Origin of the sequence: Sphaerochaeta pleomorpha str. Grapes, from assembly GCF_000236685.1 — a bacterium.
Taxonomy (GTDB): Bacteria; Spirochaetota; Spirochaetia; order Sphaerochaetales; family Sphaerochaetaceae; genus Sphaerochaeta; species Sphaerochaeta pleomorpha.
Genome location: NC_016633.1, coordinates 2,024,007 through 2,044,516 on the forward strand (window position 1 = coordinate 2,024,007; position 20,510 = coordinate 2,044,516).

13 protein-coding genes are annotated in these 20,510 nt (G+C 46.9%); 5 read left to right on the plus strand and 8 right to left on the minus strand.

The window, feature by feature from the left end; genetic code table 11:
- Positions 1 to 80: 80 nt before the first annotated feature.
- Genes SPIGRAPES_RS09185 through SPIGRAPES_RS09200 form a run of 4 tightly spaced genes read left to right on the plus strand, consistent with a single transcriptional unit; the run spans position 81 to position 5,262 of the window.
- Positions 81 to 866: a nitroreductase family protein gene (locus tag SPIGRAPES_RS09185; RefSeq protein ID WP_041384570.1), complete on the plus strand. Its 786-nt coding sequence runs from the start codon at positions 81 to 83 to the stop codon at positions 864 to 866.
- A 52-nt stretch (positions 867 to 918) separates the two neighbouring features.
- Entirely contained in the window at positions 919 to 2,535 is a 1,617-nt protein-coding gene (locus SPIGRAPES_RS09190; protein ID WP_050805807.1) for a response regulator, read from the plus strand.
- Positions 2,536 to 2,539: 4 nt separating this feature from the next.
- Positions 2,540 to 4,306 (plus strand): cache domain-containing sensor histidine kinase, encoded by a 1,767-nt coding sequence (locus tag SPIGRAPES_RS09195; RefSeq protein WP_014270488.1) that lies wholly within the window; start codon positions 2,540 to 2,542, stop codon positions 4,304 to 4,306.
- Positions 4,303 to 5,262: a substrate-binding domain-containing protein gene (locus tag SPIGRAPES_RS09200; protein ID WP_014270489.1), complete on the plus strand. Its 960-nt coding sequence runs from the start codon at positions 4,303 to 4,305 to the stop codon at positions 5,260 to 5,262. Before SPIGRAPES_RS09195 ends, SPIGRAPES_RS09200 begins: the two co-directional genes overlap by 4 nt.
- Before the next feature lie 107 nt (positions 5,263 to 5,369).
- On the opposite strand, the gene mglC is transcribed toward SPIGRAPES_RS09200, so the two are convergent.
- The 7 genes from mglC to SPIGRAPES_RS09235 form a co-directional block, all read right to left on the minus strand.
- A complete protein-coding gene (gene mglC, locus SPIGRAPES_RS09205; RefSeq protein WP_014270490.1) occupies positions 5,370 to 6,401 on the minus strand; it encodes a galactose/methyl galactoside ABC transporter permease MglC in 1,032 nt (343 codons plus the stop codon).
- Positions 6,402 to 6,414: 13 nt separating this feature from the next.
- Positions 6,415 to 7,920, minus strand: a complete 1,506-nt coding sequence (locus SPIGRAPES_RS09210; RefSeq protein ID WP_014270491.1) for a sugar ABC transporter ATP-binding protein — start codon at positions 7,918 to 7,920, stop codon at positions 6,415 to 6,417.
- A 98-nt stretch (positions 7,921 to 8,018) separates the two neighbouring features.
- The gene (locus SPIGRAPES_RS09215) at positions 8,019 to 9,035 is read right to left on the minus strand and encodes a galactose ABC transporter substrate-binding protein (protein WP_014270492.1); all 1,017 of its coding nucleotides are present in this window, start codon (positions 9,033 to 9,035) and stop codon (positions 8,019 to 8,021) included.
- 170 nt (positions 9,036 to 9,205) lie between these two features.
- On the minus strand, positions 9,206 to 10,189 hold the full coding sequence (locus SPIGRAPES_RS09220) for a pectinesterase family protein (RefSeq protein WP_014270493.1): 984 nt from the start codon (positions 10,187 to 10,189) through the stop codon (positions 9,206 to 9,208).
- Between the two features lie 156 nt (positions 10,190 to 10,345).
- Complete coding sequence (gene nifJ / locus SPIGRAPES_RS09225) at positions 10,346 to 13,882, minus strand: pyruvate:ferredoxin (flavodoxin) oxidoreductase (protein ID WP_014270494.1); 3,537 nt, start codon at positions 13,880 to 13,882, stop codon at positions 10,346 to 10,348.
- A 155-nt stretch (positions 13,883 to 14,037) separates the two neighbouring features.
- Entirely contained in the window at positions 14,038 to 15,285 is a 1,248-nt protein-coding gene (locus tag SPIGRAPES_RS09230) for an MFS transporter (protein WP_014270495.1), read from the minus strand.
- 46 nt (positions 15,286 to 15,331) lie between these two features.
- Entirely contained in the window at positions 15,332 to 17,836 is a 2,505-nt protein-coding gene (locus SPIGRAPES_RS09235) for an adenosylcobalamin-dependent ribonucleoside-diphosphate reductase (RefSeq protein WP_014270496.1), read from the minus strand.
- Positions 17,837 to 18,297: 461 nt separating this feature from the next.
- Here SPIGRAPES_RS09235 and SPIGRAPES_RS09240 point away from each other — a divergent pair, with 461 nt between their 5' ends.
- Positions 18,298 to 18,957 (plus strand): AlkZ-related protein, encoded by a 660-nt coding sequence (locus tag SPIGRAPES_RS09240; RefSeq protein ID WP_014270497.1) that lies wholly within the window; start codon positions 18,298 to 18,300, stop codon positions 18,955 to 18,957.
- A gap of 63 nt (positions 18,958 to 19,020) precedes the next feature.
- Here the strand turns inward: SPIGRAPES_RS09240 and gdhA are convergent, their stop codons facing one another.
- Positions 19,021 to 20,358: an NADP-specific glutamate dehydrogenase gene (gene gdhA, locus SPIGRAPES_RS09245; protein ID WP_014270498.1), complete on the minus strand. Its 1,338-nt coding sequence runs from the start codon at positions 20,356 to 20,358 to the stop codon at positions 19,021 to 19,023.
- Between the last annotated feature and the right edge of the window lie 152 nt (positions 20,359 to 20,510).

Consider the following 20,510-nt stretch of genomic DNA (forward strand, 5'->3'; position numbering starts at 1 on the left):
ACCGGTTATAATAAACTAACTCATCAGCTTTGTATATCTTCATCTTGGCATTGGATGAAGATGGAGATTATAATTCCCTCATGAACAATATGTTGGATATGCTAGCAAACAGAAGGACTGTACGATCCTTCCAGGAAAGGGAAATCACAAAAGAAGACATACGAGCCATCAAGGAAGCAACCCTTCGCTCACCTAGTGCAGGGAATATGGCTCTCTACTCAGTCATCGATGTCACCGATGCTACAGAAAAAGAAACATTGGCAAAGCTCTGCGACAACCAAGACATGATTGCAAAAGCCCCCATGGTCTGGATTTTTCTTGCCGATATGCAAAAGTGGGTCAATTACTATGAGGAAGGTGGATCGAGAGCCCGTGGTGAAAAAGAAAAAACCGCCAGCTGGAGAGCCCCAGGATTGGGGGATCTGCACCTCTGTTTGCAGGATGCTATCATCGCTGCCCAGACAGCTGTTATCGCAGCCGAGTCGCTGGATATTGGCTCCTGCTATATCGGCGATATCCTGGAAAATTTTGAGCAAACAAAGACGCTTTTGCATTTGGGAAAATTTACCATTCCTGCATGCATGGTTATATTTGGATACAAAAAGAACCAGGGAAACCTGAAACTTACCGCAAGATGTCCCGAAAATGCAATCTTCATGGAAAATCACTACAGGGAACCCCATTTAGAGCAATTGAAACAGGATTTTGCTTCCCATGAAGAGAACAGAAGGAAGACGAACAGCCTGCCTTTTTCCAATACAGGTTCGATAGCTGACTATTATTATTTCAGAAAACACACAAGCTCTTTCATGGAAGAAATGAACCGATCCACCAAGCTGATGTTCGATACTTGGACAGACAGGTAAAGGACTTTGGATTTCCTTGCATGCTGGCGTTTTTCATACTACCATGTACAATATGCCTTACAAAATACTACTAGTGGATGACGAAACCCCAGTACGTGAGGGGATACGTGCGAGAACCCCTTGGGAACGTTATGGATTTACCGTCATAGGAGAAGCCGGGAACGGCATCGAAGCCCTTGAAATCATTGATGAGTTTCATCCTGATGTCGTCATAACCGATATCAGGATGCCCTACCTCGATGGGATGGAGCTTATCAAACAAATCAGATACTCGTATCCCCCGATTAACATCATTATCCTTAGCGGATATGATGAGTTTACCTATGCCCAGCAGGCCATCAGATACGATGTGAGCGAATATGTCCTCAAACCGGTATCGGTCGAAGACCTCTGCAACCTTTTGGAACGTACGGCAAAACGTCTTGACGAAGACATCATCAGGATGCAGGACCAGGACCGGTTGCAAAACGCCTATAAACAAGCGCTCCCCCTGATCAAGGAAAAATTCCTGGTTTCCCTGCTTACCTCGGTCCAGAAGGTCTCCGAAGATTCCGCAATTGCAAAGGCACAGGAATATGGCATTGACCTGAGTGGTGATGAATTCATCGTAGCAACCTTTGAAACAGAACACAAACAGGAAGAATCACCGTTACAGACCATGGCCATGCTTCAGGTCACTGAGGAAGTACTACTAAAAGAAAAAGGCCCACTCGTCTTCCAGTTCGAAAACCAAATCATAGCAATTATAACGGATAACAGTTTTTCCCAAAAACAGTATGATTCTGTTTTCCTGAAAAAAGCCTTTAGGCTTGCAGAACAGCTGTATGCGTATCTGAGTAAATATTTCTCGATACCCATAACCATAGGGCTGGGCACCTTGGAGCATTCCCCTTCTGCAATTGCATTGTCCTATAGACAAGCCTTGGCGGCTTTGAATTACAGTACCTTTTACCCAGAGCAACATATTCTTTTTATCAATGATCTGGAAAAACCCAATGCAGAGCTGAACAAAACCAATTTTGAATCTCTTTGCAGCACGTTCATAGCATCGGTAAAAATGGGAACCGAAGAACAGGTCATTGCAAACATTGACAAACTATTCGGGGAACAGGCAGCAGGTCTTACTGCAGAAGGATTGCAATCCTATATACTTGAAATCATAGCTTCACTCAACGAATTGGTTTCAAATTATGGCTATTCCCTATCATCTCTCAATGAAGAACAGGATCCGATAAATATTTTCTCTGAACTAGGAACACTCACTACACTGGGAAAAGCCCGGCGTTGGTTTTCCCGTCTTGCCTGCACGATTCACAAGGTAATCAGTGGACAGAGGCAGAATTCCCATATTCAATTCGTTGAACAGGCAAAGTCCCTTATTGGCACCCATTTTCAGGAATCTGGGTTTGGCCTGGACCAAGTCTGCGACATGATTGCTGTAAGCCCTGCCTATTTCAGCACGACCTTCAAACGGGAAACGGGCGTTTCCTTTGTCCAGTATCTCACCAATACCAGAATATCCCGGGCTAAAGAGCTCTTGGAAAGAACTGAGGAAAAAACCTATGAAATAGCCCGTGCAGTAGGTTTTGCAGAACCAAATTATTTTAGTTTCTGCTTCAAACGATATGAAGGTGTCTCACCCTCACAGTATCGGCAGAGTCATAGGTAGGCCCATGCATAAGAGCCAACAGGACAGGAGCATAAAAACTATTGTAACGGTGGCAATTGCCGTCGTTTCTATCTCATTCACATTACTTATAGCTACTATACTGTACCATGAATTCTCCAACACAATCAGGGAGAATGCAACAGTATCAACTCGTGAAATTGTCCGGCAGGTTAACGCAAACCTCAGCTATTATATTAACGATATCATTACAGTATCAGGATATGCGCGCGAACTGGCAAAACAGACTACCCAGTATTCGACAGATACCATCGAGGGCAAACTCAAATCAATCCTTGCAAGCCGCCAGGATATCGTATCTCTCATCCTGTTTGATATGGAAGGAAACAAACTGTTCAGTACCTCCCAGGCCCCGTTCAGGGATGCCAAGGATATCAGCTCACAACAATGGTTCACCAGGGCAATCGGGGGAGAGGGAAACTTCTATTTCACAGGTCCTCACGTGCAACAACTGTTCCCAAGCCAATATCCTTGGGTTATCACCTACAGCCAGCAGATCAGCTATACCAAACAAGATGGGGAACTTGGTCAAGGCCTTCTACTCATCGACATGAACTTCTCGGCAGTAAGCGAGCTGTGCCAGAGTGCCAAACTAGGGAATACGGGTTATGTGTATTTTATCGATAACAACGGCAAAATTGTCTATCACCCCCTTCAACAACTCATCAATTCCAATATCTTCAATGAAGACCTAGAGGCTGTAAACAACCATATTTTCGGGACCTTTACCAGCAATTTCGAAGGCCGGGAAAGACTGACTATCATCGACACCGTCAACAATTGCAGATGGAGAATCGTAGGGGTGGCCTTCATGGATGAGTTGATGAGTGGTTTGGAGCAGTTTACCTCCGTCATGATATTCCTCGTTCTTTTCTGTATTATCGTCACCATTTTACTGGCAAGGGTGGTTTCCTCTTGGATCAGCAGGCCAATAAAACAACTGGAAAAATTGATGCTTTCCGTTGAAAACGGGAATCTGTCAGCACCTCCCCACGTCGGGGGAAACAAAGAAGTGGCAGCCCTCTCCCTATCCTTTGGCATGATGATCCAAAGAATCAGGCAACTGATGGACGACATTGTAAAATCACAGGAAATGAAGAGAAAATTCGAACTTGATGCCCTGCAAGCGAAGATCAACCCTCATTTTCTCTACAACACCCTCGATTCGGTCGTCTGGATGGCTGAACAGGGAAATACTGAGGGTGTCATAAAAATGATTACTGCCTTGGCAAAACTCTTTCGTATTTCCATTAGCAAGGGACATGATATCATCACTCTCGCCGAAGAAATCGAGCATGTCCGCAATTATTTGATCATCCAGCAAACCCGTTACCAGGGGAAATTCGAGTTTTCCATTGACCTCCCTGAAGATTTGGAGAAACTTCCTACCATCAAGTTGATCATCCAGCCGATTGTGGAAAATGCAATCTATCATGGAATCAAATACTTACAGGAGATGGGTCATATTGATATTACAGTGTCAAGGAGAAAACCTGGGGCAATACTCATTCAGATTCGAGACAATGGCATTGGGATGGATGAAGAAACACTGGATAACATCCTCAGATTCTCGGCAAGTCATCTCCCCGATGGAAGCGGCATCGGCGTCAAGAATGTACATCAGAGGGTTCAACTCTATTATGGCTCTGATTTCGGTCTTGAAATCTCAAGCGAAATGGATGTAGGGACTCTGGTCAACATCGTCATTCCTGAAGGAAATCCTCTTTCCCAAATCAAGGTGGAAAAGAAATGAATAAAAAAGCACTCAGTTATCTTTGTATATTCTTTCTCCTTGTCCTTTTCTTTTCAGGATGCGAGAAGCGAAATGAACGGGATAACCCTTATCGCATTGCGGTAATAACCATGATGCAGGGAGGAGAGTTCTGGGGAGAAGTCAAGAACGGAGCCAGGAATGCCAGAACAGAAACCGGTGCGGTTTTGGAATTTTTCGCCCCGGTAAACGAATCAGACTATGAGGAACAGATTGCCTGTGTAGAGAAAGCCATTACCCAAAAGTTCGATGCCATCGTATTGACCCCGAGTCACAGTACAAAGCTGGAAGAAGTCGTGCGGAAGGCGCAGGCAAAGGGCATCGAGGTGGTGCTTGCGGACACATCCCTCAAAAACAGGCTTGGCGATTTTTCAGTTACTGCCGATTATCATGCAATCGGCAAAAAAATGGGTTACCATGCATTCTCCCTCTTTGATGCGGATGAGCCCATCAATGCAATGGTACTCGGATCTCTTCCCAATACTACGGCAATGACAAACATGGTTGAAGGACTTGTTGAAGCTTTCGGGGAAAACGACAAGGCAACTATCCGCTATGCAACCTATAGCTTCACCGATGAATCAATCGCGAGGAAAATAACGCAGAAAACCATCGGGGATGATCCCTCTGTAAACGTAATTTTTGCCTTGGAGGAAAACACCGCACATGGGGCAATAGATGCCCTTGGTGAAAATAGCAAAGTTCGTTTCATTGCCTTGGGTACAACCCAGTATGAAATACAACTACTTGAGAACAATACAATCGATGCACTGGTTGTGGTAAACACCTTTAACATGGGATATCGTTCGGTAAAGGCGGCAATAGATCTTCTCAACGGTAAAAAACCCATTGAGAAGCTGGTAGATTACGCTTTGGTCACCAAACAGACAATGTTTAGCGAAGAACACCAGAGGCTCTTGTTCCAGTCGCTGAACTGAATCGGAAAAACCTTCTGTAACCTTGAAATGAAGAATACCGTTCTTTAACAGAAAGAGGCCATCGCTTTTGGCGATAGCCTCTATACCATGCAATTTTAAAATAGGAACTATTTCTTCTGTACGTATTTGCGGATATCAAAGGAAACTGCAGATACGATGATCAAGCCCTTGATAATGTTCTGCCAGTACGGATTGATGCCGATAAACGTCAAACCGTAGTTGATGAAGGAGAAGATGATAACACCGGCTATTACACCGCTTACCGTTCCCACACCACCTGTGGTAGAGACACCACCGACAACGCAAGAGGCAATGGCATCAAGCTCATAGCCGTTTCCGTAGTTGTTTGTAGCTCCACCGGTTCTCGCAGCTTCTAGGACACCCGAGAAAGCAATAAGACCACCGCAAAGCCCAAAAAGCCCGACCAGCGTTTTGGTAATATTGATACCAGAAACTGCCGCTGCCTCAGGGTTTCCTCCTACTGCATAAATGTTCTTGCCAAATACCGTCTTGTTGAGAATAACCCATACAATGACAGCAACAACCGCTGCAAAGATACATATAACCGGAATAAAACCAATCGAACCGGAACCAAGGAATGTGAAATCGTTCCTCAATCCTCCGATAGGCTGGCTATTGTTTGGAGGCATATTGAAATAAATGGAAGTCACACCATAAATAATCAACATAGAGGAAAGGGTTGCAATGAATGCAGGTACCTTGAATTTTGCAACAATCATTCCGTTCAGCATCCCAAAGAGCGTACCGACCATAACAGCAATCAAAATGGGAATAAAGATTGAAATCTGCCCCATCTCAGGATAGAAACGCCTTACATAGTCAGGATTCTGTAAGAAGGAAGCTGAAATAACAGCTGCCATGCCAACCATACGGCCACCGCCAAGGTCAACACCACCGGTCAAGATGACAAACATCATGCCCAAGGCCATGATGATTTTCGTCGAACTCATCATCAAGATATCACGCACAACCCGCATGCTCAGAATCCTAGGGTTGATTATTGCAATGACAATGACTAAAAGCAAAAGAACCAGGAAAATAGCTTTTTCCATGGCAAATTGCCTGAGCGTTTTCTTGTCGCTCACCATATTTTCATTCGTAATACTGTTACTGCTCATATTGACTCCTCACCTAGCCGACATATTTCGTCGCCAGTTGCATTATTTCTTCCTGGTTGGTCTTCTTGCTATCCACCGTGCCTGCGACACGCCCTTCGCTCATCACAACAATCCTATCAGTCATTCCAATCAATTCCGGCATTTCAGAACTGATCATAATCACCCCTTTCCCTTGGGCTGCCAAGGCGGACATGATTACGTAGATCTCATATTTTGCCCCGACATCAATACCTCTGGTAGGTTCATCCAGAATGAGGATATCAGGGGTCGTAAGCAACCAACGGGCAATCAGGACCTTCTGCTGGTTTCCCCCGCTCAGACTCTTGATAAGCGTCTTTGCCGAAGGGGTTTTTACATCCAGCTCCTTGAGGCTTTTCTTTACATCGGCAGTCATACGCGAACTGGTAAGTAGCCGGGCTTTATTTACATATGAGGACATATTGGCTATGAGAAGGTTTTCCTGTACGGAAAGGACCGGGAAAATTCCCGTTGCACGTCTTTCTTCGGTAAGCAGGGCCATTCCGAGCTTTTTCCCCTCATAGGCGCTATTACAGGTTTTTTCTTCACCCTTTACATACAGATGCCCTTCACTGTGCAGACGAAGACCGAAGACGGCTTCCATAACTTCTGTACGCTGGGCCCCTACAAGGCCTCCGATACCGAGAATCTCTCCACGGTGCAATGTCATGGAAACATTCTGGAAACTTCTTGGGTTCGGGGAGGTATAATTATCAATCCGCAGCAATTCTTCTCCGATCTTCGATTCTCGCAGAGGAAAGCGATGGGTAAGGTCTCGGCCGACCATCTTTTTGATAATCATTGCCGTAGTCAGTTCACTGGCTGCCCAGGTACCAACGTACTTTCCATCTCGCATGATGGTCACTTCGTCGGAAATCTGGAGGATTTCTTCCATCTTATGGGAGATATAAATGATAGCGACCCCACGCGCTTTCAGCGCACGGATAATAGTAAACAAATGGGCGACTTCGTTTTCCGTCAAGGAAGAACTCGGTTCATCCATAATGATTATTTTCGAAGCATAGGAGACAGCTTTTGCTATCTCGACACTCTGAGCTTTGGAGACTGAAAGCATGCGAAGTTTGTCTTCCGGTTTGATGGTGAGGTTGAGCTCCTTGAGCAATTCCTCGGTTTTCTTATACATCAGCGCATGGTCGACAAAAGGGCTATTCTTCCCTCCTATGCGGGGGAATCTGCCAAGCCAGATATTTTCCATGACAGATCGATACGGAATCGAATGCAATTCCTGGTGAATCATAGAAATACCAAGATGCAAAGCCTCTTTTACGCTTTCAATCTTGACCGGTTGTTCGTTGAAAAGGATTTCACCTTGATCCATCGAATATAAGCCAAACAGACATTTCATGAGCGTAGATTTTCCGGCACCGTTCTCGCCCATGAGTGCATGTACCGTTCCCGGTCTCACTTTCAGGGTAACATCATCCAAAGCCTTAACACCGGGAAAGGATTTGGAAACATGGTTCATTTCTAATATGTACATACAGTTCCTTGGCGGCACCGGAACACCAGTGCACTTCTTCGAAAGAAACCCCCCGGATTTTTCTAGAACCCGGAGGGAGAATTTACATCCAACCAGCCCTATTTAAACTGCTTGTAGTTTTCTTTGGTGACCTTCTGGTAGGGAACCCATACATACTTGCCATCGGTAATGGTGTAACCGATAGAAGCAGAAGTCGGGGTCTTGCCTTTGGCCAGATCATAGGAAAGCATGAAGGTTGCACGGCCCTGGTTGTTCGCATCGTTCAATACGGTTCCGAGCAAAGTGCCTTCTTCGAGAGCCTGGAGAGCAGGAGCGGTAGCATCAACACCTACGACAGGCATGAATTTACCATCTTTGAAATAACCGGCAGCCTTGAGGGCTTCGATGGCACCGAGGGCCATGTCGTCGTTATTTGCAAATACAGCTTCAATCTTGTCGCCCTGTGAAGCGATGAAAGCAGCCATTTTCTCTTGGCCCTTTACACGGTCCCACATACCAGTATCTTCAGCAAGTTTCTCGACCTTCATTCCATTGTCCTTGAGGCACTTGATGGAATATTCGGTGCGAAGCTCTGCATCCTGGTGTCCGGGTTCGCCTTTGAGCATGACATACTGGAGAACTCCATCACCATTGCGGTCCATGGTAGCTTGATTGGCTTTCCAGTAATCAGCAATAATCTGACCACTCATGGTACCTGACTCTTCAGCCTTTGCACCAACATAATATACCTTGTCCCATTTTGCCATATCTTCGGCAAGTGGTTCACGATTGAAGAATACTACAGGAATGCTGGCCTTTTTTGCCTTGTCGATGATAACACCGGCAGCAGTGCGGTCAACGGGGTTGATCTGCATAGCTTTTACACCCTTGGTAATAAAAAGGTCAACCTTTTCATTCTGGGTGGCCTGGATGTTCATTGAGTCTACAACATCAACCTTTGCATCGGTTGTCGCTGCTGCTGCAACGATTGCATTCTTTACACCAGTCATGAAGGTGTCATCAAACTTGTAGATAGCACACCCGATCGAAACAGTGCTGCTTTCACTCTGCCCTTGGGCAAAGACCGGCATTACGAGCGTGAGTGCCAGACACGTAACAATAGCGAATTTTTTCATGTAATCCTCCTAAATGGATTTTCTCTATGCTAAGTTTTGCATGACCTTAGCAAACCGTACATGCAAATTTTTTCGGATATTCTTGGTTTTTTTTGGATAGTCAGGGGAAAAAGAAAAAAAACCTTCAACTGAAAACCCACTGGCAAGTGAATGGATTTGTTTACAGTAGGTCAAAATACCTTCAATCTTTTACATAAGGAAATCCAATAAGGAGACTGCAGGCCCAAAACAGATGGCAACTGTTCTTTGGCAATCGATACTCGAGGTGGAATCGGAGAGGCAACAGATCCAGGACCATAACTGTGCGATTCAAAGAATTTTGACTGACTTGGCGTAAACTCTATCTGGCTTCCGTCTGCACAGTTTGCATGCATCGAAGTCCAACCTTCAAAGCAGATGTGTCCATCGAGAAAGCAATCAACAAGAACTGCACAGGGAACCAGGGAAGGGTCTGCCTTGGGATGCCAAGGCCTTCCCAGGTAGACAGAAGAAAGGGGAACCCCTGTATCGGCACATACGAACCGACAGCAATAAAACAGAAAACCCAGATCACCGCTTTTTGTGGAGGGAGCGCAGATATAGCCTTTCCCCCTTGAGACAACCAAACAATGGAGAAACAGGCAGCTTCCAGAACCAAAAATGAAATCAACCAGTCCTTCAATGGTACAGGAATCGATTTGATGCGACCCATGGTCAAGGAACAAAGTATCCTGATACCCCAGAAACCGACAATGGGAAAGGTATACACAGTCAGAAAAGCCTGTCGTTCGTAGCGCAACAGCCTGCAACCCTGTGATTTTTCCAAAATCCCTATCGCTTTCTTTCCTGTGCATGGGATAATCGAAGTCATTGGCAATCGTAATATGCTCGGCACGAAAGCCAGGTGCTGATACTGTTACGGTTGCACTTGCAAAAGTGCCCATGGGCACCCCACCACAAAGAGAGGAAGCACTATCGCCGTACACAATGCTGGTTGTATCCTCTGAATCGCCCCTGATTGTTACATCTGGGTGATCAATATACAATTTTTCACGGTAAACCCCTGGTTGGAGAAAAAAAACCAACGGGGACAACTCCCCTTTCTTTGCATCGAGGCCCTCTTGTATGGTTCTGAACTCTCCATCTGGCCCGATGGTAATCAATTGTGCTTCCATACTCAGATTATACGACATCCTGCTTGTAGAATGGAGTCATCCCTTTCTCTTTTTCTTACGACTTTGCCCCATACCATATAAAGGGCCCTTCCTTACGGAAAGACCCTTTGGTTAGAATCAGACACTATTTGGCCGGAGAACCAGCCAAATCATGGTTTACATAAGAGGACCAAGCTTCTCGTAGAAACTCATGCGGTTCTTGGCATCTTCCTCAGCTTTTGCAAACAACTCATCAGCATGTTCGGGGTTTGTCTTATACAATGAAGTATAGCGAACCTCGCCCTTGATGAAGTCCTGGAATGAGGAAGTAGCAGGCTTGGTGTCCCATGCAAACTTCTTGCCTTCTTCCATGGCAGGGTTGAAGCGATACATCGGCCAGTAACCTGCGTCAACAGCCTTCTTCTCTTCGACCTGGCTGAAACGCATGTTCATTCCGTGGTTGATACAAGGAGCATAGCAGAATACGATCGAAGGACCGTTCCATGCGATAGCTTCCTGCAGAGCCTTCTGGGCATGAGCCCTGTTGGCGCCCAAGGAAATGGATGCAACATAAGCATGTCCGTAGGTCATGCACATGAAGCCCATGTTCTTCTTGCCAATCTGCTTGCCTGCATTTGCAAACTTTGCAACTGCTGCAATCGGGGTTGCCTTTGAAGCCTGTCCGCCGGTGTTGGAGTAAACCTCGGTGTCGAGCACCAGAATGTTTACGTTCTTGCCGGAAGCGACAACATGGTCAACACCACCGTATCCGATATCGTAAGCCCAACCGTCACCACCGATGATAAAGACTGTCTTGTCGGAGAAGTAATCCTTCAGTTCGACAATCTTGCCCAGTACTTCTTTTTCCTCGGCAGTCTTTGCAGCTGCCAGAGCATCGGGAAGCAAAGCCTGAACTTCTTTCTGTGCCTGTACGGCAGCATCGGAAGACTCAGCCCAGAGAGTAAGAGATTTCTCGATGGCAGACTTCAACGCAGCAGTGGTTCCAAGGGCAAACAAACGGTTGATATAGATCTTCAACTGGTTGCGGTTGCTGTCTACAGCAAGCCTCATACCAAGACCATACTCGGCGTTGTCCTCGAAAAGACTGTTTCCCCATGCTGGACCACGACCATCAGAGGTACGGGTAGTATAAGGAATGGAGGGGAAGGTACCGCTATAGATGGAGGAACAACCAGTTGCGTTTGCAACAATCATCCGGTCACCGCAAATCTGCGATACCATCTTGACATACGGGGTTTCACCACAACCGGCACAGGCACCGGAGAACTCAAACAGCGGCTGCTTGAACTGGAGACCCTTGATTGAAGTTTCGAGGGTACCGTCAAGTACATCATACGGCAACTGTTCGAAGAATTCAGAGTTGATTGTCTCACCCTTCTCTCTTTCTTCGGCAATCGGGCTCAACTCCAAAGCCTTGTTCTTTGCAGGACAAGTCTCTACGCAGACACCACAACCCTGGCAGTCTTCAGTGTAAACCTGAATCTTGAAAAGCAGACCGCGGTCATTCTTGGTGTTTGACTTGAGTGTATTGAAAGTCTCAGGTGCACCGGCGAGATCTGCGGGATCAATCTGCTTTGCGCGGATTGCAGCGTGTGGGCAGGACTGTACACACTGGTTACACTGGATACAGTTTTCTGCAATCCAATGAGGAATGAACGGTGCTACACCGCGCTTCTCGTACTTTGCAGTACCGGTAGGCAGGGTACCATCGAAAGACATCTTGGAAACAGGAATATCATTGCCCTTGAGGTGCATGATGGGTTCCATGATATCTTTTGCAAAATCAGAGGCATCGGAAGGAAGCAGAGCCTTAGGCACGAAGCTTTTGGTAATCTGAGCTGGAATAACAACCTGGTGCAAAGCATCGCTTGCGCCATCTACAGCTGCCCAGTTCTTCTTGACGATTTCTTCGCCCTTCTTGAGGAAGGTCTTCTTGATGTACTTCTTGATCAAGTCGATAGCTTCCTGTTCAGGAAGGATTTCGCTGATTTTGAAGAATGCTGCCTGCATAACCGTGTTGATACGGGAACCCAGACCGGCATTTTCTGCAATGGCCAGTGCATCGATGTTATAGAAACGGATTTTCTTGCTGATAATCTGTTCCTGCATCTCACGAGTCAAGTGCTCGAATACCTCATCGGAAGGAATCTGGCTGTTCAAAAGGAATACACCATTCTTCTTCAAAGGACCAAGCATGTCGTAACGCCCGATATAGGCTGGATTGTGACAGGCGACAAAGTCTGCATTGTCGATCAACCACGGCATGTCCAAGGAACTCTTACCGAAGCGGAGGTGACTGATTGTGATACCACCGGACTTCTTGGAGTCATATGCGAAATAAGCCTGTGCATTCTGGTCGGTATTGTCGCCGATGATCTTGATGGAGTTCTTGTTTGCACCGACAGTACCGTCAGAGCCAAGACCCCAGAACATGCAGGAAACAACTCCGGCGGGAGAAACGTCAATCTGTTCATTTACTGGAATCGAACGGTTGGTTACATCGTCGTTGATACCGACGGTGAAATTGTTGAAAGCAGCACCGCTGAGATGATCATAGACAGCCTTTGCATGGGAAGGAGTGAAATCCTTGCTGCTGAGGCCGAAACGACCGCCAATTACCTTGATACCGGTGCGGCCAGCCTGGCTGAGAGCAGTTACGATATCGAGATAGAGGGGTTCGCCGATGCTTCCGGGTTCTTTGGTACGGTCAAGCACGGCAATGCGCTTGGTCGACTCAGGAAGAGCTGCAATGAAATGATCAACACTGAACGGACGATAGAGACGGATTTTCAGGACACCGGTCTTTCCACCCTTCTTGTTGATGTATTCACTTGCCCATTCCATGGTATCTGCACCACTGCCCATGACAATTACGACATCGGTAGCGTTTGGATCGCCGACATAGTCGAACAAGTGATAGGCACGACCGGTAACGGTTGCGACCTGATCCATGTACTTCTGAACTATTGCAGGAACTACTTCATAGTACGGGTTGACAGTCTCACGACCCTGGAAGTAAACGTCTTCGTTCTGGGCGGCAACCTTGATCTTGGGTTGCTCAGGACGCTGGGCTCTTTCGCGGAAGCGAAGAATGTATTCCTCGTTTACAAGGGGACGGATGTCGTCATAGGAGATTTCCTCGACCTTCTGGATTTCATGGGAGGTACGGAAACCATCAAAGAAACTGAGGAACGGAACCTGGCTTTCCAAAGTTGCAAGGTGGGCAACAAGAGCCAAATCCATGGTCTCCTGGATGCTTGAGGCTGCAGTCATTGCAAAACCGGTATTACGACAAGACATTACATCAGAATGGTCACCGAAAATGGACAGGGACTGAGCAGCGAGGGACCTGGCAGACACATGGAAAACGGTTGGGATCATCTCACCCGCAATCTTGTGCATGTTAGGAATCATCAGAAGCAAACCTTGGCTGGCAGTAAAAGTCGTAGTGAGAGCACCTGCAGCGAGAGCACCGTGTACAGCACCGGCGGCACCTGCTTCAGATTGCATTTCCATGATCTCTACCTTTTTGCCCCACAGGTTCTCTCTGCCAGTGCTGGCCCAGGAATCTGCATATTCGCCCATCGGCGAAGAGGGGGTGATAGGATAGATTGCGGCTACTTCGCTGAACGCATAGGCAATATGCGCGGCAGCGGTGTTTCCGTCAATAGTAACCATTTTTTTGTTACCCATTTTGACACTCCATAAAACAATATTTGATGAGACCCATGGGGGCCACACTTTGCAAAAACTAAAATTGAACTAAGCCAATTCCAAGGAAGAATGATAAACCAATAGGCTTTCGATTGCAACCTTGGCGGATTGGTTTTGCCCTTGATTCTTGGAACCTATCCTTTTTTTTGCGCACCAAATCTACGATCCATTTGGAAATAACAAAAAACAAGAAAGAGACAAATTCCAGACATCACGCCCCAGAGAAGTGAATAGTTACCTTTTCCAAGCAACAAAGCCCCAAGACTAGGGCCCAAAGCATGCCCCAGGCCACCAGCAGTAATGGAGACAGCATTAAACCTTGCCCTATAACGAACCGGTGCATACGCGTTGAGAAAAACATTGCCATTCGTAGCAACCAATATTTCCCCTATGGTCCAGATAAACGTTGCGAACAACAATAGCATATAGTCGCTACATACTGCATACATCCCAAATCCAACAACATAGAACCACATGGCAAGACGCATGTTTTTCAACTGATGGCGATGATCGGTAAGCCTGGTAATCACTGGGGTAAGGGCCAAAACCGTCAAAGCATTCACTGTCATAAGATATCCAAACCGGGCAGCCCCTGTGTTTACTCCAAAGAGAGAGGAGAATTGCAAGGGAAGGGCAAAGCTGTTCTGTTCGTAGGCAAAGCAATACAGTACAAAGAAAACCAGATACCACACAATAGCGGGTTTCTTAAGCAACTCCTTGAGAAAATGTGTTTTCACTTCCTGTTTTTCAGACTGGAAAGCCTCTACCTTAACCAGTGGAATCTGCAATACCAGCATCAAGGTGGAGAGGGCAATCAAAAAGGCTGAACCGCCAAACAAAAGGGGCAACGAACGGGCATATAAAAACGCAGCCGCCATAGGACCAAGGGCAACCCCGATATTCGTTCCCAGATAGAGCAGTGAAAACGCACGACCACGGTCGGCTTCGGAAGTAAAATCTGCAACCATGGTATTTGAAACCGGGGAGGTAGCTCCCCGAAAGGGGGAACAGACAAGGATCAAGGTAGGGACAAGGTTCGAATGGGAACTGCCGATTGCAAAGGAGCAGGCTAGGTAACAGACAGAAACCATACCCTGACAAAAGGCAAGGACACGCTTACGGGGAAACCTATCCGCTATTTCGCCACCTGCAAGCTGTCCAATTGAAGTGCAAATCAAGACAAAGGTAATGAAAAGTCCTGTTGCCTTGCTGTCCATCCCAAATTTTCCTGTCAAAATCAGAACCAGGAGAAGTTGCACAAAATCGCCAAACCGGTTGATTACCCGTATGGCAAAGAGAATATAAATATTTTTCCCGAGGCCCTTGTACAAGGAAAACCCCGCATTCAAGGGAAAGCGGGGTTCGGTTTTTGCATTAATCATTCACCCAGTATCTCCGTCGCAAGGGTAAACAAGCAAGCTCTATTGGTCAACACTCACTATGGCCACAGGAGAAACATTTCTTGCATCCTTCGATATTGACGAACGTCACATTTCCACAAATCGGGCAAATATCGGGTTTCACACTGTTCACAGAGGCAGGAAGCCCAAGATCAAGCTGCCCGGCATCCACAGGCTCATCTTCCTCGTCGGGAAGATTCGAGGCATGGGTGCTCTGGATTCCGCTTTGACCAAGATGCTGTTGCAAAACCTGTGCCACGGCATCGGCAAGGCTCATTACCCTGTTTTTTCCAAAGCCCATCGACCGTCCGCTTCCAATCCCTGCGAGTTGCGCAATGATCGATTGCGCCCGCTGTTCGGGGGTAAGAGGGGAAGGCATCCTGAGAATCAGGCTGATCAAACGACCGATACCCTCTGCATCTGCAGCGACATCGGAGCCAACCTTCGCTACATTGATAAACACCTCAAACAAATCGGAAGGATTCGGGCCATCGCAATTGACCGTAATATAGGCAGTCCCGATCGGAGTCGCCTTACGATAGGTAGTCCCTCTGAGAACCGTAGAGCGAACCCTCGGTTTCGGCTCGGAGAAAGAAATTGCAGGGGCGACCTTCTCTATCGGCTTTTCTTCTTCTTCCTTCCTTGCAGTCAAAACCTGGGTATCCCTGGAACCATCACGATACGTAGTACCACCCTTGCATCCCAGATCATAGAGAAGCTCATAGAGCTTCGCAGTTTGCTCAACCGTATACTCTTTGGGGGTATTGCCGGTCTTGGAAATCGAAGAATCAACCCATTTCTGAATTGCAGCCTGTACTTTGACATGCCCTTCAGGAGCCAAATCCATGGCAGAGACAAAGTAGTCCGGGCGTTTCTGGCCAGGATGGGCCTTCACCCATTCATCATATACTTGGACCCGCTCGATATTGGAGCCCATGCGTCCGGTCCGTTCCCATTCCCAGAAATAGTACGGTTCGATACCGGTACTGGTATTTACCATAGTCCCAGTGGTTCCCGTGGGGGCCTGGGTAAGGAGCGTAACATTGCGAAGACCCTTCTTTTTTACATCCTTGCGGATTTTTTCGGGCATCTGTTTCATGAAACCGCTCTGCAAAAGCTTATCGGCATCAAAATAGGAGAAACTTCCCTTCTCCTGTGCCAAGTCCGCGCTTTCTTTGTAAGCCTCTTCACAAATGAACTTATAGAGTTCATCAATGAACACCAGAGAGTCTTCACTCCCATAGGCAAGTTCCATCTTTATCAACATATCGGCAAGGCCCATCGTTCCAAGACCGATACGTCTTTCCGACTGTTGCTGCTTTCTGTTTTCCTCGAAGAAATAGGGGGTATCATCGATTACATCATCCAGGAAACGGACAGCATCCCTGACAGTCCTCCCCAGGTCCTCGAACAAAACTTTTTTATTCTCGACGAATTTACTCAGGTTAATCGAACCAAGATTGCAGACGCCCCAAGGTGGAAGCCCTTGTTCCCCGCAGGGATTAGTACTCTGGATTGAGCAGTAATACCAAGAGTTGGACATTTTGTTATACCGGTCGATAAAGAAAACCCCTGGTTCAGCTGATGCCCAGGCACTCTCGATAATCGCATTCCAGATATCCCTGGCTTTCAAGGTCTGATAGGGAATCACTTTCTTGCCTGCAGCCTTCCATGCGTTGATGTCACCGTTCCAAACCACATTGTATTCCGGATCCGTAGTATCGGGGAAACAGGTTTCCCAATCGCCATTGTTTTTCACAGCTTCCATGAAATCATCGGTAATGCCAACGCTGATATTCGCATTGGTAATCTTTCCCATCTCACGCTTACTGTTGATAAAATCAACGATATCTGGATGCCAGACATTGAGAATGAGCATCAGGGCCCCCCGACGGGAACCACCCTGCTCGATAAGACCGGTCACGAAGCTGAAAAGCCCACCCCAGCTCACAGACCCGCTCGACCTACCGTTTACACCCTTTACGTAGCAATGCCTTGGCCTGAGGGAGGAAATGTTCATACCAACCCCGCCACCACGACTCATGATCTCGGTCATCTGACCAAGGGAAGCAATGATTCCGCCACGGCTATCCTTCGGGGAAGGAATCACATAGCAGTTAAAATAGGTCAAGCTCTGATCGGTGCCGGCACCGGTAAGGATTCTACCCCCGGGGACAAATTTCCAATCCTCAAGCAACCAGTTGAACTCTTTCTCCCATTTCTCCCTTTCCTCGGGTTTTTCCTGGGAGGCAATCCCCTTTGCGACACGGGAAAGCATTTGGGCTGGATCTGTTTCAAGAGGTTTGTCAACTTCGTCTTTTTTGACATTCAAGATGGTCCCATCGTCAAGTTTAACAATAATGGAATCACCTTCTCCAAGTCCGGTAACTACGCCGATTTCTCTCTGACCGGTCTGGGTATTGCTTACAGCGACGACAATGTCACCCTCAACCAGGGTTTCTTTCTGGACGTCCTTCAAAGCATATCTGTCAAGGAAAATCTTGCGCCCCAACGGACTCAGTTCATTTTTCATGTAACCCCTCTCTATTTGCTATGCCTGTAATCGACATATGTATATCTACGTATAAGCAAGCTTATATGTAGGTATAACGATAGCATGGGTTGGTTTTCTTTGCAATACAGATTACAACATTTGTAGCGCATACAAAACTTTAACAACACTATATATGGTGTTATATAGATTTAATAGCATATAGATATCAGTTAAAAAATCGCCATTTATTTACGATAAAACGGCCAGAAAAACTCTCTGTATTTCCCACCCAAATTGTTATCCGGACAAGGGGAAAGGATTTCATCGAAGAAAAACTTGAATGCAAGTTATTGTAAAATATTCTCCTTTCGAAAAGGGCAGAGCCAGCGTCTCAGCCACAATTCTTCCCACCCCCTAGTGTGGAATTTTTTTTTCCTGCCAAGACCACGCCCTTGACAACAGGCTCCCCAAAAACAAAGAATTCCAACAGGAGTATAGCAATGAAAATTCAACCTATAACCAATGTAACCCAGCTTTCACAAGTAGTAGATTCCCTTGGTTTTCTTCCCTTTTTCCCAAACTCAATCGAAGGATTCTCCTTGAAGGAAGCAACTCCCAGGGAATACTGGTTTGTCAAAGGTGTCGAAGGCCCTTGGGAATGGAAGGAACAGATTGCCAAAGAAGGAATACGAGCCTATGCAAAGCTGTTCAACGGAAAGGCTGGTTTTGTAAGCAGTGAATGGTATCCGTATCTCGCAAACTACCGAAGAGGAGGGGACGATTTTCAGACTTGTTATCAAAAAGGCAGAGTTGGACACAAGGAGAAATTGATTTTCGATGCATTACAGCAAAAAGGTCCCTTGTTATCCTCCGAACTAAAATACATGTTTGGAAAATCAGGATTTGACCAGGCAGTTACGAAATTGCAGATGAAAACCTTCGTTACCAACATGGATTTCGAATACAAAACAGATCGTTTTGGAAAGAGCTATGGCTGGGGCATAGCGCTTTTTTCATTGAGTGAGGAACAATATGGGGAGGATTTTCTTGTAGGTCAAAGTGATCTGCTTCCTGATGAATCGTTTTTCATCATGCTAACCCACTTGTCCAAACAGTTGGGCTCTGTATTCGAAAAAGAAATTGCAAGGATATTACGATAAAAGAAAAGAGAGACACCGGTTACGATGCCTCTCTCTTGATACACACCCCAACGGGGAAAACCACTAATAACCCATCTGAACCATGGCATCGGCAACTTTCTTGAAGCCAGCGATATTCGCTCCCTTCGCGTAGTTGATATAGCCATCGGACTCGGTACCCTCGGCAACACAAGCAGTATGGATGCTCACCATGATGGCATGGAGCTTCTCATCGACTTCCTCAGCAGTCCAGCTAAGGTGCATCGCATTCTGGCTCATCTCGAGCCCCGAAACGGCCACGCCACCCGCATTTGCCGCCTTGCCCGGGCCAAAGGGAATCTTATGCTCGAGCAAATAGGCAACGGCATCCGCCTGGCAACCCATATTGGAAGTCTCGACGATGTACTTGGCCCCATTGGCGACGAGTTTCTTTGCATCCTCGAGGGAAAGCTCGTTCTGGATGGCACAGGGGAAAGCCATATCTACGGGAACTTCCCAAGGCTTTTTGCCGGCGACGAACTTTGCGCCGAACCTCTTCGCATAGGGCTCGACCACATCGTTGTTAGAAGATCTCAGATAGGTCATGTAGGCCCATTTTTCCTCAGTCCCAACACCTTCTTCATCATAAATGTACCCGTCGGGCCCGCTGATGGTGACAACCTTGGCGCCGAGCTGGGAAGCCTTCATGGCAGCCCCCCAGGCAACATTGCCGAAGCCGCTGACAGAAATCCGTTTGCCCTCCATGGTATCTCCATGGGCCTTGAGCATCTCGTTTGCGAAATACATGGTACCGAAGCCCGTAGCCTCCGGGCGCACCAGGGAACCGCCGAAACCGAGGCCCTTGCCGGTAAGAACCCCGGTATTCTCATCGCGTATCCTCTTGTACTGGCCATAGAGGAACCCGATCTCACGGGCACCGACGCCGATATCCCCGGCAGGGACATCCGTGTTCGGGCCGATATATTTCTGCAGCTCGGTCATGAAGGACCTGCAGAAACGCATGATCTCCGCATCGCTCTTGCCACGGGGGTTGAAATCGCTTCCGCCCTTGCCGCCACCCATGGGGAGGGTCGTGAGACTATTCTTCAAAGTCTGTTCGAACCCAAGGAATTTCAGTCCGCCGAGGGTTACGCTTGCATGGAACCGCAGGCCGCCCTTGTAGGGGCCGAGCGCATTGTTAAACTGCACACGGTATCCGCGGTTAACCTGGATGTTGCCCAAGTCGTCTTCCCAGTCGACACGGAACATAAAGGTCCTGTCCGGTTCGGTAATGCGTTCCAAGATCCTGTTCTTTTCATAGACAGGGTTGTCATTTACCATTTCTATCACACTTTCCAGTACTTCCCTGGCTGCCTGGATGAATTCCGGCTGTGCGGGGTTCTTCCTTTCAAGTTCTGCCATCAAGGGCTCAAGCTCATACATATTGTTCTGTCTCCTTTTCATCGGAAGAAAGTCATTGCTCTTTCGAAGGCAGGGTAAACCCACAACAACAATCTGTCAACTTATTTTCATTAACGAAACCGCAATATTTTTCTACAATTTTTGATGCATGTATCAATAAATTTAAAAATTTC

What these genes read in the sequence shown, in the direction of transcription:
- SPIGRAPES_RS09185 (WP_041384570.1), top strand. Translation starts at nt 81, where the DNA reads ATGAACAATATGTTGGATATGCTAGCAAACAGAAGGACTGTACGATCC.
- SPIGRAPES_RS09190 (WP_050805807.1), top strand. Translation starts at nt 919, where the DNA reads ATGCCTTACAAAATACTACTAGTGGATGACGAAACCCCAGTACGTGAG.
- SPIGRAPES_RS09195 (WP_014270488.1), top strand. Translation starts at nt 2,540, where the DNA reads ATGCATAAGAGCCAACAGGACAGGAGCATAAAAACTATTGTAACGGTG.
- SPIGRAPES_RS09200 (WP_014270489.1), top strand. Translation starts at nt 4,303, where the DNA reads ATGAATAAAAAAGCACTCAGTTATCTTTGTATATTCTTTCTCCTTGTC.
- mglC (WP_014270490.1), bottom strand. Translation starts at nt 6,401, where the DNA reads ATGAGCAGTAACAGTATTACGAATGAAAATATGGTGAGCGACAAGAAA.
- SPIGRAPES_RS09210 (WP_014270491.1), bottom strand. Translation starts at nt 7,920, where the DNA reads ATGTACATATTAGAAATGAACCATGTTTCCAAATCCTTTCCCGGTGTT.
- SPIGRAPES_RS09215 (WP_014270492.1), bottom strand. Translation starts at nt 9,035, where the DNA reads ATGAAAAAATTCGCTATTGTTACGTGTCTGGCACTCACGCTCGTAATG.
- SPIGRAPES_RS09220 (WP_014270493.1), bottom strand. Translation starts at nt 10,189, where the DNA reads ATGGAAGCACAATTGATTACCATCGGGCCAGATGGAGAGTTCAGAACC.
- nifJ (WP_014270494.1), bottom strand. Translation starts at nt 13,882, where the DNA reads ATGGGTAACAAAAAAATGGTTACTATTGACGGAAACACCGCTGCCGCG.
- SPIGRAPES_RS09230 (WP_014270495.1), bottom strand. Translation starts at nt 15,285, where the DNA reads ATGATTAATGCAAAAACCGAACCCCGCTTTCCCTTGAATGCGGGGTTT.
- SPIGRAPES_RS09235 (WP_014270496.1), bottom strand. Translation starts at nt 17,836, where the DNA reads ATGAAAAATGAACTGAGTCCGTTGGGGCGCAAGATTTTCCTTGACAGA.
- SPIGRAPES_RS09240 (WP_014270497.1), top strand. Translation starts at nt 18,298, where the DNA reads ATGAAAATTCAACCTATAACCAATGTAACCCAGCTTTCACAAGTAGTA.
- gdhA (WP_014270498.1), bottom strand. Translation starts at nt 20,358, where the DNA reads ATGTATGAGCTTGAGCCCTTGATGGCAGAACTTGAAAGGAAGAACCCC.